A 13,412-nucleotide genomic window follows, 5' to 3' on the forward strand; every position below is an offset into this window, starting at 1 on the left:
GCTCCGGAGGGCCGTGGGAGCGCCGGGCGCGGACGTCGTCGTGAGGCGGCGGCCGCGCCCGGCGCGACCGGCGGCCCGGGCGGGCTCGAGGGGGGTTAGGGTCGGCTCATGGGTCTGACGATCGGCTATGCCGCGATGCTGGAGCAGTTCCACCCGACCGAGGCCGTCGCGCTCTCGGCCTACGCGGAGGAGCACGGCTTCTCCGGCACCATGGCGGCCGACCACTTCCAGCCGTGGGTCCCCGCGCAGGGCGAGTCGTCGTTCGTCTGGAACGTGCTCACCGCGCTCGGCGAGCGCACGAGGGGCGACCTCGGCCCGGGCGTCACGGCGCCGACGTTCCGCTGGCACCCCGCGATGGTGGCCCAGGCGTCGGCGACGCTCGCCGCGATGTACCCCGGGCGGCACTGGCTCGGCCTGGGCTCGGGCGAGGCGCTCAACGAGCACGTGGTCGCGGGCTACTGGCCGGAGGCGCCCGAGCGCATCAACCGCATGTTCGAGGCGATCGACGTCATCAAGAAGCTGTTCCAGTCCGGGCTCGACAACAAGGACGTCAAGCACTCCGGGCAGTTCTACAAGATGGAGTCCACGCGGCTGTGGACCATGCCCGAGGTCCCGCCGGAGATCCTCGTGGCCACGGCGGGCCCGGTGACGGCGAAGCGCGCCGGGCGGCACGCGGACGGCCTCATCACGGTCGGTGCGCCGCTGGAGAAGATCTCCATGCTGTTCGGCAAGTTCGACGACGGCGTCCGTGAGTCCGGCCGGGACCCGCAGGCGATGCCCAAGGTGCTGCAGCTCCACCTGTCCTGGGCGGCGACCGACGAGGAGGCGCTCGCGAACGCGATGACCGAGTGGCCCAACGGCGGCATGAAGTTCCCCAAGGCCGACATCCGCTCGCCGCACGACTTCGAGCAGATGGCCAAGCTCGTGCGCCCCGAGGACTTCGAGGGCCGCATGGTCATCTCGGCCGACCCCGACGAGCACCGCGCGTACATCCAGAAGTTCGTCGACCTCGGCTTCGACCGGATCTACCTCCACAACGTGGGCCGCAACCAGCGGGAGTGGATCGAGGTCTTCGGTCGCGAGGTCCTTCCGAAGCTGGCGCGATGACCTCCGGCGGAACGGGCGCGGTCGTGCCCGACGGCGGCGCGCGCGAGGGCGACGACGCGCGCCTGTCCGTGTGGGCGCCCTCGGGCCTGGGCGAGGTGCGCCCGGGCGACGACCTCGCCGCGCTCGTCGGCGACCTGCTCGCCGGGGCGCCGCCGGGCGACGCGCTCGCCGAGGGCGACGTCGTCGTGGTGACGAGCAAGGTCGTGTCCAAGGCAGAGGGCCGCGTGGTCGCCGCCGCCGACCGCGAGCAGGCGATCACCGACGAGACGGTGCGCGTGGTCGCGACGCGCGAGCGCCCGGGCCAGCCTCCGCTGCGCATCGTCGAGAACCACCTGGGCCTGGTCATGGCCGCGGCCGGGGTCGACGCCTCCAACACCCCCGACGGGACGGTGCTCCTGCTCCCGCTCGACCCGGACGCCTCGGCCCGGGCGCTGCGGGCCGCGCTGCGCGACCGGTTCGGGCTCGACCGTCTGGGCGTCGTCGTCACCGACACCGCGGGTCGTGCGTGGCGCGACGGGCTGGTCGACGTCGCGATCGGTGCGGCGGGGATCGTCGTGGCCGAGGACCTGCGCGGCGGGACGGACGCGCACGGCCGTCCCCTCTCCGTGACGGTCACGGCCGTCGCCGACGAGGTGGCCTCCGCGAGCGAGCTGGTGCGCGGCAAGACGGCGGGCCGTCCGGTCGCCGTCGTGCGAGGGCTGGGCCGGTACGTGGGCGACGACGACGGCCCGGGTGCGCGCGCGCTCGTCCGGCCCTCCGCCGACGACCTCTTCCGGGAGGGGAGCGCCGAGGCCTACGACCGCGGCTATCGCGACGGGTTCGGCGAGGGCTTCCGCGAGGGGTCGGGGAACGAGCCCCTCCCCGCCCGCTGAGCGGCGGCACCCGGAGGGCGGCAATGTGCTGGCTCGCGGACGGCCGGCGGGCTAGCCTGCCGGGATGCTGCCCGCCGAGTGGATCCCGCACCGCCGCCCCGACGACCGCGAGCACGTGGGCTGGATCCGTCCCGAGGGCGATGCCTGGGTCGCGGTGTCGCTCCTCGGGCGCGAGCTGACCGGCCCGGTGGGCTGGCTCGAGGCGGAGGAGGCGCTGGACGGGCTCAGCCTCGCGTGGCTGGCCGACGTGTGGATGCTCGAGCGGGAGGACGCGCCGCCCCTGCGCGTCCGGCTCGTGGAGGTCACGCCGGACGGCGTGGTCGTGCAGACCGACGACTTCGGCGCGATCGACGTCCCCGTGGAGCGCTACGACCTCCCGTGGCCGCCCCCGCCCACGCTCCGGCCCCGACGGCCGGGCGACCCGGACGGTCGCGTGCTGTCGCTCTGACCGCGACGACCGCCCGGGTGGGGACGCCCGGCGTGGTCAGCCCGCGTCCGTCGTGCCCTCGTAGAGGCCGATCTGGTTCCCGTCGGCGTCCTCGAACGCCGCCCACCACGACGTCGGGCTGATCTCGGACTTCTCCAGGACCACACGGCCCCCGAGCTCGCGCACCTTCGCGAGCGTGTCCTCGATCGAGTCGACCTCGACGTAGCTGCGCGGGGTGGTGAACCCCTCGGACCGCGGGGCGAGACCGCCGCCGCTGATCTTGTTCGGCGCCTGCCACATGGGGTAGCCCTCGAAGCCCGGGACCTCCGCGATCTGCCAGCCGAAGAGCTCGCCGTAGAACTGCGTGGCCCGGCCGCTGTCGCTCACCGGGATGTCGATGTGCGTGATGTCTCCGTGCGCCATGGTTCCTCCCCGTGCCGGTGACGGGCGGACACCCGCCGTCTGCCAGCCTAGGGACCGTGGACGGGGTCGCAACAGGGTGCGCGGCTACGCCGTCTCCGGGGCAGGCGCGTCGTCCGCCGCCGAACCCTCAGGCTGGACCTGAGGGTCACGCTCGGTCTCCGCGTCCCGGGGCGAGGGCGCCTCGACACGCTCCGCCGCGGTCGGACCGTCGATTTCCGCCGCGCCGGGCGCCGGGTCCGTCCCACGGGCGCGGGACACGTCGTCGCCGGAGAGCCAGCGCAGCCAGCCCGAGCCGGGGTCGGGCTCCAGGACGAGCGCGCGCACGAGGAGCGTGAGCGGGATCGCGAGGATCGCGCCGAGCGGACCGATGACGAACGTCCAGAACACGACGGAGACGAAGCTGAGGGTCAGGCTGAGGTTCACGGCGTCCGCCACGAACTTGGGCTGAACGAGCACCTGGAGCACGACGTTCACGACGCAGTAGACCGCGACGACGGCGAGCGCGAGCTGCCACCCCCCGACGACGAACGCCATGATCGCGGGCGGCACGAGGCCGAGCACGAAGCCGATGTTGGGGATGAAGTTCGTGACGAACGCGAGGATCGCCCACACCGTCGGCGCGGGGACGGAGAGCAGCCAGAGCGCGACGCCGTCGACGATCGCGACGACCGCGCCGAACGACGCGTTGACGACGAAGTAGCGCCGCACGCCGCCGCTGAACCGGGCCGCGCGGTCGATCGTCGCGGCGCGCTCGGTGCCGAACACCGTGGTCGCGGTCGAGTACCGCGCTGCGTCCGCCGCCATGAAGATCGCGTAGGCGAGCACGAAGAAGAAGGCCGTCGCGATGCCGAGCGCCATGCCCGACACGTTCCCGGCGAGGCTGAGGACCCGGGCGGGCTCCAGCCACGACGTCGCCGCCTCCGCGACGTCCGTGTCGATCCCGACGGCGGAGAGCTGGTCGACGACGTCCTCGACCGAGCGCACGAGCGCCGGCAGGTACTCGCGCACCAGGTCGGCGAACCGGAAGCCCGCGAACACCAGCATCGCGACGAGCACGGCGAGGATGAGGTAGGCGACCACGACGACCGCCGTCGTCGCGGCCCACCGCGGCCAGCCCCGGCGCTCGAGCGGGAACCGCACGGGGTGGCAGATGATGACGATCACGGCCGCGAGGAGCAGCGGCGCGAGCACCTCCCGCGCCGTGTGGACGCCGGCGAGCACGACGACGCCCGCCGCGAGAGCCAGCAGCGTGCGGGTGGAGGGTGGCAGCGCCGGGGCGCGCGACGTCGTCGTGGTCACGCGCCGACGATAGCGGCCGGGCGTCGCCGCGCACGCGGGCGTCCGTCGCGGTGCTGCCGGTGGTGGGGCCCGCGAACGTGCCCGCCGGGTCAGGCCTTCGCGGCCTTCGCCGCGGCCTTCTGCGCCTTCTTGAACGTGCGGACCTCCGCGAGCGACTCCGCGCTCGTGACGTCGGCGATGGACCGGCGCGACCCCTCGTCGCCGTAGTGGCCCGCCGCCTCCCGCCATCCCGCCGGCTGCACGCCGCGCTGCTTGCCGAGCAGCGCGAGGAAGATCCGGGCCTTCTGGTCGCCGTACCCGGGCAGCGCGCGCAGCCGGGCGAGGACCTCCGCGCCGGTCGGCGCCGCCGTGCCGTCGTCGCCGGCGCCGGGCGCGGTCCAGATCCGGGTCGCGTCGCCGTCGTACTCGTCGACGACGACGCGCGCCAGGTCCTGCACCCGGGCCGCCATGGAGCGCCCGTACCGGTGGATGGCCGGGGGCGTCGTCGCGAGCGTGACGAACGCGTCGGGGTCCGCCTCCGCGACGGCGCGCGGGTCGATGGAGCCGAGGCGGTCGCGGATCTTGCGCGGTCCCGCGAACGCGTGCTCCATGGGGTACTGCTGGTCGAGGAGCATGCCGACGAGGAGGGCGAAGGCGTCGTCGCTGAGGAGCGCGTCCGCGTCGGGGTCGCCGGTGATCCAGAGCTGGTCGGTCATGCCGTCCATCATGGCAGGACGGCGGCGCCTCCGTCCGGTCGCGGGTCCCGCGGAGCCGCGCAGGGTCGTCGCCCGGGGCATCCGTATACGGGGTGCTACGGACGCGTAGATCGCGAAAGATACGCAATCGCACCGATGGGCGCGGGTCGCGGACGCCGTAGCGTCGATCCGTCGGTCGCCCGCTGCGCCGACGTCTCCCGCACCCGGCGCCACGGACGACGCCGGCCTGGACCGGAGGTTCCCATGTTCCGAAGGAAGCTGCTCACGCTCGCGACCACGACGGCGCTCGCCGTCGGCGCGGCCGTCGGCCTCGCCGCGCAGCCGGCGTCCGCCGCGACGCCGATCCCCGACCACGTGTTCTCGCCGTACTACGAGATGTGGCTGGGCGACGACATCAGCGCGGTGTCCCAGCAGGCCGGCGCCGACCACATCACGCTGGCGTTCGCCCAGACCGAGCGGCAGGGGTCGTGCACGCTCTACTGGAACGGCGACACGTCGCTGCCGATCGCGCCGTCGAGCTTCGGCGCCCAGGTGGACGCGATCCAGGCGCGCGGCGGCAACGTGATCCCGTCCCTCGGCGGCTGGACCGCGGACGACGCGACCGAGGACGGGCAGCTCACGGAGCTGGCGGACTCGTGCACGGACGTCAACGCGATCGCGGCGCAGATCCAGAAGCTGATCACGACCTACGACGTCGAGCGCATCGACTTCGACATCGAGGCGGACTCGATCAACAGCAGCGCCGGGGTGGACCGTCGCAACAAGGCGCTGAAGATCGTCCAGGACTGGGCCAAGGCCAACGGCCGGACGTTCGAGGTGCAGTACACGCTGCCGACCACGACGCAGGGCCTGGCCGCGTCGGGCAAGAACCTGCTGCGCAACGCCGTGACGAACGGCGTCGAGGTCTCGGTCGTCAACGTCATGACGTTCGACTACTGGGAGGGCGACCGCGCGAACATGGCGCAGGACACCGTCACCGCGACGACCGGCCTGGTGAGCTTCCTCAAGACGATCTACCCGTCGAAGACGGACGCGCAGCTCTGGAACATGGTCGGCATCACGGAGATGATCGGCGTCTCCGACTGGGGCGTGGGGGAGACGTTCTCCCTCGCGAACGCGGACTCGGTGCTCGCCTTCGCGCGGCAGAAGGGCGTCGCCTACCTGTCGTTCTGGGCACTGCACCGCGACACCGGCGGCTGTGCCGGCGCGCAGACGACGCAGGACGACTGCTCCGGGCTGGCGCAGCAGAAGTTCGAGTTCTCGAAGAAGTTCGCGCCGTTCACCTCCGGCGCGACGGACCCGACAGACCCGACGGACCCCACCGACCCGACGGACCCCACCGACCCGACCGACCCGACCTGCACGGCGGCGCCGTGGAGCGCGTCGCAGGTGTACGTGGCCGGGACGACGGCGTCCTTCGAGGGGCACACGTGGAAGGCCAAGTGGTGGACGCTCGGGGAGAAGCCCGGCGCCGCGACCTGGGGCCCGTGGGCCGACCTCGGCGCGTGCTGATCCGCTGGCGCTCGCGGACGCCCGGCCGGACGTCCGGCCGGGCGTCCGCCGTCTCGTGGTGCACGAGCGTCGACCGCGGGACGCGGCACGGGCGCGGTGCTAGGCGGACGTCGCGGTCGACGCCCGCAGCAGTCTCCCGGTCCGGAACTCGTCCACCCCTGTGCGGCGCAGGACGGCGCTCGTCCAGCCGGGCAGGAGCCGCAGCCCGTCCTCGCCCGTGACGCGGCGCAGGTCCTCGACGCGGAACTCCTCGCCCCGCCGCTCCAGCACGAACCCGCCCGCGGCGTCGACGTTGCGCACCCAGTCGACGTCCGGCCCGTACGTGAGCGCGAGGACGACGCGGACCGGCTCTCCCGGCGCGTCGCGGTACGCGAACGCGAAGACGGGCGTGCGGTAGACGCGGCCGCTGCGTCGGCCCACGTGGCGCGCGACCGCCATCGGCCCGACGCCGGTCGCGACGCGCAGCATCACGGGGTTGAGGAAGCGCTTGTTGCTGCGGGTCACCCAGCGAGGGATCGGCATGCCCCATCGTGGCCCGGCGCGGACCGTCCGCGCGACCTATCGTGAGACCCGTGCCGACCCGCCTGCTCCTGCTGAGCGACACCCACGTCCCCGTCCGGGCGCGGGCGCTCCCGGACCAGGTGTGGCGCGCGGTCGACGACGCCGACGTCGTGGTGCACGCGGGCGACTGGGTGAGCGCCGACCTGCTGGACGCGCTGGAGGCGCGGGCGTCCCGGCTGGTCGGGGTCGCCGGCAACAACGACGGCCCCGCGCTGCACGCGCGTCTGCCCGAGGTGGCGCGCGCGACGATCGACGGGCTGCGGCTCGTCGTCGTGCACGAGACGGGGACGAAGCAGGGGCGCGAGCGGCGCGCCGACGCCGCGTTCCCGGGCGCGGACCTCCTGGTCTTCGGGCACAGCCACGTCCCGTGGGACACGACCTCGCCGGGCGGGCTGCGGCTCCTCAACCCCGGGTCGCCGACGGACCGCCGTCGTCAGCCGGTCGGGACGTACCTCACGGCCGTCGTCGACGACGGCGTGCTCCGGGACGTCGCGCTCGTGCCGGTGCCGCGGTGAGCCGCCTCAGGCGGCGCCCGCGCGCGCCCGGTGCGCGGCGGGGCTCACGCCGCGCACGCGCTTGAAGGCGGCGCTCAGCGCGAACGGCGTCGCGTACCCGACCGCGCGTGCGACCGACGTCAGGGTGGCGTCGGGCTCCAGCAGGAGGTCCGCCGCGAGGTCGAGGCGCCAGCCGGTGAGGTAGCTCATCGGCGGCTCGCCGACGAGCGTGGTGAAGCGCCGCGAGAACGCCGCGCGCGACAGCCCGACCTCGCGCGCGAGCGCGTCCACGGTCCAGGCGCGGGCCGGGTCGTGGTGGATGAGGCGCAGCGCCGCGCCGACCACCGGATCCGCGTCGGCGCGGTACCAGCCGGGTGCGTCGTCGCGCGAGAGCCACGTGCGCAGGCACGAGATGAGGAGGAGGTCGAGCAGGCGGTCGAGCACCGCCTCCTGCCCGGGCAGGTCCTGGACGACCTCGCGCGCGAGCATCTCCACGAGCGTCCCGTCGACGTCGCCGCTGCGCAGCACCACGCGCTGCGGCAGGACGCGCAGGACGCGACGGCCCACCTCGCCGTCGAGCGGGTAGGTGCCCGTGATGATGACGGTCTCGCCACCGGGGTCGTTGCCCCACGACCGCACGCCGAGCACCGTCATGGGGGAGGGCCCGCCGTCGACCGCACGGCACATGTCGGACTCGGGCCCGATGACCACCTGGGGCGCGGTCGTCGGCGCGTCCGCCACGACGTAGTGGTCGGGGCCGCGCAGCAGGACGACGTCCCCCGCCCCGACGTGCTCGCCCGGGTCCGCGCCGTCGTCGCCCACGACCGGCCCGACCCAGCCCGAGCCGCGCAGCACGGGCACGATCGTCAGCGGCGCCTCGTCCTCGATGCGCATGCCCCACGGGGCCCGGAGGTGGCTGCGCAGGAGGAAGGCGCCGCGGGCGCGCGGCCCGTCGAGGAGCCCGGCGACGACGTCCATCCGGTCAGGGTACGCACCGTCCCGGAGCCGCGGCCAGGGGTCGAGGCGCCGCGGGGACGTGAGACGGTCGCGTATGGAGACGAGCGTCAGGGCCATGTCACGTCTCGCCGGTGCCCGGTTGACTGGCATTCGTCCCCGCACCGACGCTCGACAGGAGAGACGCCATGAGCGCTACGACACCGAACCCGGTTCCCGCCTCGACCGACACCCCGACCGCTGCCCCGGCCCCCGGTCCGGTCCTGGTCCTCGGCGCGACGGGCAAGACCGGCCGCCGGGTCGCCGACCGCCTCGACGCCCTCGGGCTCCCCGTGCGGCGCGCGTCCCGCTCCGGGGCCGTCCGCTTCGACTGGGAGGACGAGACCACGTGGCGCCCCGCGGTCGCCGGGGCCGAGGCGGTGTACGCGGTCTACGTGCCCGACCTCGCGATCCCGGGCTCCCCGGAGACCGTCGCCCGGTTCGCGGCGCTCGCCCGGGAGGCGGGGGTGCGCCGCCTCGTCCTGCTCTCCGGTCGCGGCGAGGTCGAGGCACAGCGCGCGGAGGTGCTGGTCGCCGAGGCGTTCCCCGGCCGCACCGTGGTCCGGTGCGCGTTCTTCGACCAGAACTTCAGCGAGAGCTTCCTGCTCGATCCCGTGCTCGACGGCGTCCTCGCGCTCCCGGTGGACCGGGTCGCCGAGCCGTTCGTCGACCTCGAGGACGTCGCCGACGTCGCGGTCGCTGCTCTCGTCGACGACGCGCACGCCGGCCGGGTCTACGAGCTCACCGGGCCGCGTGCGATCACGTTCGCCGAGGCGGTGGCGGAGATCGCGAGGGCGAGCGGGCACGACGTGCGGTTCGCGCCGATCACCATGGACGAGTTCGTCGCGGGGCTGCGGGCGATCGGGCTGCCCGACGACGTCGTGGGCCTCATGCGCTACCTCTTCACCGAGGTGCTCGACGGCCGCGGGACCCCGGTCGCCGACGGCGTCCGGCAGGCGTTGGGCCGCGAGCCGCGCGACTTCCGCGAGTTCGCGGTGCGCGAGGCCGCGACCTGGCCGGCGACGGTCACGTCGACGTCCGGGCAGCCCTCGTGAGCGCCTTCGCGGTGCTCGTCGTCGCGGGTGCGGTCGCGACGGGGCTCGCGGGCGGGGTGCTCTTCGCGTTCTCCACGTTCGTGATGGGCGGGCTGCGCCGCCTCCCCGCCGCCGACGGGGCCGCGGCCATGGTCGCGATCAACGAGGACGCGCTGCGCCCGCCGCTGATGCTCCTGCTCGCGGCCAGCGTGCTCGTGCCCGCCGCGGCGGCCGTCGTCGGCCTGGTCGGCGGGTCGCCCGGCGCGGTGCGGGCGCTCGCGGGCGCGGTGGTCTCCGCTGTCGGGATCCTCGGCGTCACGGCCGTGGGCAACGTCCCGCTCAACGAGCGTCTCGACGCGGCGGCGGAGCGGCCCGCGGACCTCGCCGCCGCGTGGGCCGCGTTCCTCCCGCGCTGGCTCGCGTGGAACCACGTGCGGACCGTCGCCGGCGCGGTGGCGACCGCGCTGCTGGCGGTCGCGCTCGTCTGAGGTGCCCGCGCGCCGGGCCTCCGTCGCGGAATAGCCACGGCGGGGGGCCGGTTGCGCACGACATGAGCGACGTCGCAGCGGCCGCGCCGGCCGACGAGCAGGAGACCATCCGTCGGGTGCTCGAGGGCACCGAGACCTGGGCCGTCGTCGGCCTGTCGAACAACACGTCGCGCGCTGCGTACGGCGTGGCGCGCGTGCTCCAGCAGCACGGCAAGCGCATCGTCCCCGTCCACCCGTCCGCGGAGACCGTGCACGACGAGCAGGGCTACGCCACGCTCGCGGACGTCCCGTTCCCGGTCGACGTCGTCGACGTGTTCGTGCGCTCCGAGCTCGCGGGCGACGTCGCCGACCAGGCCGTCGCGATCGGCGCGAAGGCGGTCTGGTTCCAGCTCGACGTGATCGACGAGGACGCCGCGCAGCGCGTGCGCGACGCCGGGCTCGACATGGTCATGGACCGCTGCCCCGCGATCGAGCTGCCGCGCCTGGCCGCGACCACCACGAAGGAGGCGTGACCGTGCCCGCGATCGACACCACGTCCGACCTGGGCTCGCGCGCCGCGACCCGTCTCGCCGCCGAGCCGGTCCTGTGGTTCGTGACCGTCGACCCGCACGACGCCCCCCAGCCGACCCCCGTGTGGTTCGTGTGGGACGGTGCGGACGAGGTCGTGGTCAAGTCCCAGCCCCGCACCGCGAAGCTGCGCAACGTCCGCGGGAACCACCGCGTCGCGGTGCACCTCAACAGCACCCGGTCGGGGGACGACGTCGTCGTCCTCACCGGCACCGCCGCGATCGACGACGCCGGCCTCTCACCCGACGAGCGCGTCGCGTACGACGCGAAGTACGGCGAGGGGATCCGCGGCCTCGGCATGACTCCCGACGGCTTCCACGAGGACTACTCCGTCACCGTGCGCGTCCGTCTGGAGCGCCTCCGCGGCTACTGAGCGAGCACCGCGCCTCGGCCCGGCCGGTCAAGGTGAAGACACGACCCGGAAGGCCGCGGTCAGCGGTCGAGGCGGGCGACCGCCAGCTCGAGCGCCGTGTCGAGCTCGTCCTTCGGGACGTGCACCTCGCCGATCGACATCGAGAAGGGAGGCTCGTCCAGTCCGAGGGCACGGGCCGCGGGCTCGAGGTCGAGGCCCGCGCCGTCCTCGGAGACCCCGGTCCTGACGTACACGGGCATGCCCGACTCCTCGGGCAGCACGACCACGAGCACCGCGGCCAGCGCGTCCGGGTGCAGGTCGGGGCGTGGCGCGTCCTCGGCCGGCAGCAGGCTCACCCCGACACCCAGGTCGCACGCGCCCTCGCAGTTGCTCGAACCGGTGTACAGGCTCACCTCGACGGGGAGGTCCGCCTCGTCCAGCGCGTCCTGGACCCCGGGCAGGGCCCGTTCGACGTCCGCGTACGAGACGTTCGAGCTGTCGAACGGGGACCGCCCGTCGAGCACCGCGCAGCCGGAGAGAGACACGGCGCAGGCCACGGCGAGCCCGGCCGCGGCGAGCATCGGCGCACGACGGGGAACCAGCGAGAGACGCACCCGCCGAGGGTACGCGAGCGGGTCGTTCAGTCCCGCGGCGCGAACGTGAGGACGGGTCGGCCCGTCCGGGGGTGGGTGAGCACCTCGCACCGCACGCCGTAGACCGGGTCGAGCACCTCGGGGACCAGGACCTCGCGCACGTCGCCCGCGGCGACGACCCGCCCGTCCGCCAGCACGACGACGTGGTCGCACGTCTGCGCCGCGAGGTTGAGGTCGTGGAGCGCGGCGAGGACGGTCACCCCGTCGTCGGCGAGGTCGCGCAGGACGCGCATCGTGTCGAGCTGCGCGGCGATGTCGAGGTGGTTGGTCGGCTCGTCGAGCAGGAGCAGCGCGGGCTCCTGCGCGAGCGCGCGCGCCAGGTGCACGCGCTGGCGCTCGCCGCCGGAGAGGGTCGCGACCTCCCGCTCGGCGAAGCCGGACATCCCGGCGCGGGCGAGCGCCGCGGCGGCCACCTCCCGGTCGTGCGCGGAGTCGCCCGCCAGGAGCGATCGGTGGGGGATGCGGCCCAGCAGGACGGCGTCGAGCACGGAGAGCGGGAGGTCGGTCGTCGCGTCCTGCTCGACGAGCGCGAGCACGCGCGCGCGTCGCCGCCGCGGCATCGTGAGCAGGTCCGCGCCGTCGAAGCGCGCCCGCGCGGCGTCGTCGGGCCCCGTGGACGGGGCGCGCACCCCCGCGAGCACGCGCAGGAGGGTCGACTTGCCGGAGCCGTTGGGCCCGAGCAGCCCGCTCACCGCGCCGGCCGGAGCGGTGCAGTCGACGCCGTCGAGGATCAGGCGACCGTCGACGGACCAGGACACGCGTGTGGCGTCGAGCCCGTCCGTGCCGTCGCGACCGGACGGGCTGGTCCCGTCGCCGAGGCGGTCCGGCACGGCGTCGGCGCCGACCGGGGGAGCCGCGTGCGCCGTCGTGCGCGTCGTCCCGCTCATGCGGCCTTCCTCCCTCGCCACAGGAGCAGCGCGAACACCGGCGCGCCGATCGCGGCCGTAACGATCCCGACAGGCAGCTCGCGAGGCGCGAACACCGTGCGCGCGAGCGTGTCCGCCCAGACGAGGAACGTCGCCCCGAACAGCGCGGAGAGCGGCAGGAGCAGCCGGTGCCGCGCGCCCGTGAGGAGCCGCACGGCGTGCGGCAGGATCAGGCCGACGAACCCGATGGACCCCGACTGGGAGACGAGCGCCCCGGTGAGCAGCGCGACGCCCACGAGCAGCGTCCAGCGCACGCGCGCGACGTCGACCCCGAGCGTGGACGCGGCGGTGTCGCCGAACGTGAAGGCGTCCAGCACGGAACCGGTCGACGCGAGCAGGGTCCCGAGCACGAGGGTCGCGCCGCCCGCGACCGCGACGGAGGTCCACGTCGCTCCGGCGACGGACCCCATGAGCCACGAGAGGATCTCGCGGTAGGAGTCGCCGGTCGCGGACCAGAAGATGACGAAGCTCGTCGCGGCCGCCGCGAGCTGGCTCACCGCGAGGCCCGCGAGCACGGTCCGCGTCGGCGTGAGCGCGCCGAGCGCGCCGGCGAGGCCGAGCGCCGCGACGAGCGCGAGCACGGCGCCCCCGAACGCCGCGACCGGCAGGAGCACGGTCAACCCGGCGACGAGCACGAGCACCGCGCCGAGCGACGCTCCCGAGGACAGCCCGAGGAGGTACGGGTCCGCGAGGGGGTTGCGCGTGAGCGACTGCATGACGACGCCGCACACGGCGAGACCCGCGCCCACGGCCGCCGCGGTGAGCACGCGGGGGAGGCGAAGCTGCCACACCATGCCGTCCTGGAGGGCCCCGAGCGGCTCGAGGCCGAGCAGCCCGCCGAGCCCGAGGTGCGTCGCGACGGAGCGCCACACGTCCCCGACCGCGAGGTCCGCCGGGCCGATCGTCACCGTGACGAGCACCGTCACGACGAGGGCGCCGACGCCGACCGGCACCCACCAGCCCGCGCCCCGGCGCGCGCCGGTCCCCGCGCCGTCCCGTCGGGCGGGCG

Annotated in this window: 17 protein-coding genes; 9 read left to right on the forward strand and 8 right to left on the reverse strand. The window is 74.8% G+C overall.

Translation table 11 applies throughout. The features are described from left to right. Positions 1-108 precede the first annotated feature (108 nt). The 3 genes from ABRQ22_RS21345 to ABRQ22_RS21355 all read left to right on the forward strand — a co-directional run bounded on the left by ABRQ22_RS21345 (position 109) and on the right by ABRQ22_RS21355 (position 2,427). Positions 109-1,107 carry a TIGR03557 family F420-dependent LLM class oxidoreductase gene (locus ABRQ22_RS21345; protein ID WP_253051237.1) on the forward strand — a complete coding sequence of 333 codons (999 nt, stop codon included), beginning with the start codon at positions 109-111 and terminating at the stop codon, positions 1,105-1,107. Continuing rightward, entirely contained in the window at positions 1,104-1,979 is an 876-nt protein-coding gene (cofE, locus tag ABRQ22_RS21350) for a coenzyme F420-0:L-glutamate ligase (RefSeq protein ID WP_253051238.1), read from the forward strand. The genes ABRQ22_RS21345 and cofE overlap by 4 nt, the downstream gene beginning before the upstream one ends. Before the next feature lie 64 nt (positions 1,980-2,043). Further along, the gene (locus ABRQ22_RS21355) at positions 2,044-2,427 is read left to right on the forward strand and encodes a hypothetical protein (RefSeq protein ID WP_253051239.1); all 384 of its coding nucleotides are present in this window, start codon (positions 2,044-2,046) and stop codon (positions 2,425-2,427) included. A gap of 36 nt (positions 2,428-2,463) precedes the next feature. On the opposite strand, the gene ABRQ22_RS21360 is transcribed toward ABRQ22_RS21355, so the two are convergent. The 3 genes from ABRQ22_RS21360 to ABRQ22_RS21370 form a co-directional block, all read right to left on the reverse strand. Beyond that, positions 2,464-2,829, reverse strand: coding sequence for a VOC family protein (locus ABRQ22_RS21360; protein ID WP_047232624.1), 366 nt, complete (start codon positions 2,827-2,829; stop codon positions 2,464-2,466). Between the two features lie 84 nt (positions 2,830-2,913). Continuing rightward, entirely contained in the window at positions 2,914-4,128 is a 1,215-nt protein-coding gene (locus tag ABRQ22_RS21365) for an AI-2E family transporter (RefSeq protein WP_353708100.1), read from the reverse strand. Positions 4,129-4,217: 89 nt separating this feature from the next. Next, complete coding sequence (locus ABRQ22_RS21370) at positions 4,218-4,823, reverse strand: HhH-GPD-type base excision DNA repair protein (RefSeq protein WP_253051241.1); 606 nt, start codon at positions 4,821-4,823, stop codon at positions 4,218-4,220. Between the two features lie 243 nt (positions 4,824-5,066). Between ABRQ22_RS21370 and ABRQ22_RS21375 the strand changes: the two genes are divergently transcribed. Then, on the forward strand, positions 5,067-6,335 hold the full coding sequence (locus ABRQ22_RS21375; RefSeq protein WP_253051242.1) for a chitinase: 1,269 nt from the start codon (positions 5,067-5,069) through the stop codon (positions 6,333-6,335). Positions 6,336-6,434: 99 nt separating this feature from the next. On the opposite strand, the gene ABRQ22_RS21380 is transcribed toward ABRQ22_RS21375, so the two are convergent. After that, entirely contained in the window at positions 6,435-6,857 is a 423-nt protein-coding gene (locus ABRQ22_RS21380) for a nitroreductase family deazaflavin-dependent oxidoreductase (RefSeq protein ID WP_353708101.1), read from the reverse strand. 50 nt (positions 6,858-6,907) lie between these two features. Between ABRQ22_RS21380 and ABRQ22_RS21385 the strand changes: the two genes are divergently transcribed. Continuing rightward, entirely contained in the window at positions 6,908-7,411 is a 504-nt protein-coding gene (locus ABRQ22_RS21385) for a metallophosphoesterase (protein WP_353708102.1), read from the forward strand. 6 nt (positions 7,412-7,417) lie between these two features. Here ABRQ22_RS21385 and ABRQ22_RS21390 read toward each other — a convergent pair whose 3' ends face one another. Beyond that, entirely contained in the window at positions 7,418-8,368 is a 951-nt protein-coding gene (locus ABRQ22_RS21390; protein WP_253051245.1) for an AraC family transcriptional regulator, read from the reverse strand. Positions 8,369-8,532: 164 nt separating this feature from the next. Here ABRQ22_RS21390 and ABRQ22_RS21395 point away from each other — a divergent pair, with 164 nt between their 5' ends. The 4 genes from ABRQ22_RS21395 (at position 8,533) to ABRQ22_RS21410 (ending at position 10,845) form a co-directional block, all read left to right on the forward strand. Beyond that, complete coding sequence (locus ABRQ22_RS21395) at positions 8,533-9,438, forward strand: NAD(P)H-binding protein (protein ID WP_353708103.1); 906 nt, start codon at positions 8,533-8,535, stop codon at positions 9,436-9,438. Beyond that, positions 9,435-9,905, forward strand: a complete 471-nt coding sequence (locus ABRQ22_RS21400; protein WP_353708104.1) for an anthrone oxygenase family protein — start codon at positions 9,435-9,437, stop codon at positions 9,903-9,905. The genes ABRQ22_RS21395 and ABRQ22_RS21400 overlap by 4 nt, the downstream gene beginning before the upstream one ends. A 62-nt stretch (positions 9,906-9,967) precedes the next feature. Beyond that, positions 9,968-10,417 carry a CoA-binding protein gene (locus ABRQ22_RS21405; protein ID WP_353708105.1) on the forward strand — a complete coding sequence of 150 codons (450 nt, stop codon included), beginning with the start codon at positions 9,968-9,970 and terminating at the stop codon, positions 10,415-10,417. 2 nt (positions 10,418-10,419) lie between these two features. Then, a complete protein-coding gene (locus tag ABRQ22_RS21410) occupies positions 10,420-10,845 on the forward strand; it encodes a TIGR03667 family PPOX class F420-dependent oxidoreductase (RefSeq protein ID WP_353708106.1) in 426 nt (141 codons plus the stop codon). Between the two features lie 59 nt (positions 10,846-10,904). Here ABRQ22_RS21410 and ABRQ22_RS21415 read toward each other — a convergent pair whose 3' ends face one another. The 3 genes from ABRQ22_RS21415 to ABRQ22_RS21425 are packed head-to-tail and all read right to left on the reverse strand — an operon-like array spanning position 10,905 to position 13,356. After that, entirely contained in the window at positions 10,905-11,438 is a 534-nt protein-coding gene (locus tag ABRQ22_RS21415; RefSeq protein ID WP_353708107.1) for a hypothetical protein, read from the reverse strand. Positions 11,439-11,464: 26 nt separating this feature from the next. Then, on the reverse strand, positions 11,465-12,364 hold the full coding sequence (locus tag ABRQ22_RS21420; protein WP_353708108.1) for a putative F420-0 ABC transporter ATP-binding protein: 900 nt from the start codon (positions 12,362-12,364) through the stop codon (positions 11,465-11,467). Beyond that, positions 12,361-13,356, reverse strand: a complete 996-nt coding sequence (locus tag ABRQ22_RS21425) for a putative F420-0 ABC transporter permease subunit (RefSeq protein WP_353709602.1) — start codon at positions 13,354-13,356, stop codon at positions 12,361-12,363. The genes ABRQ22_RS21420 and ABRQ22_RS21425 overlap by 4 nt, the downstream gene beginning before the upstream one ends. Between the last annotated feature and the right edge of the window lie 56 nt (positions 13,357-13,412).

The organism is Cellulosimicrobium sp. ES-005, from assembly GCF_040448685.1.
GTDB classification, from domain to species: Bacteria; Actinomycetota; Actinomycetes; order Actinomycetales; family Cellulomonadaceae; genus Cellulosimicrobium; species Cellulosimicrobium cellulans_G.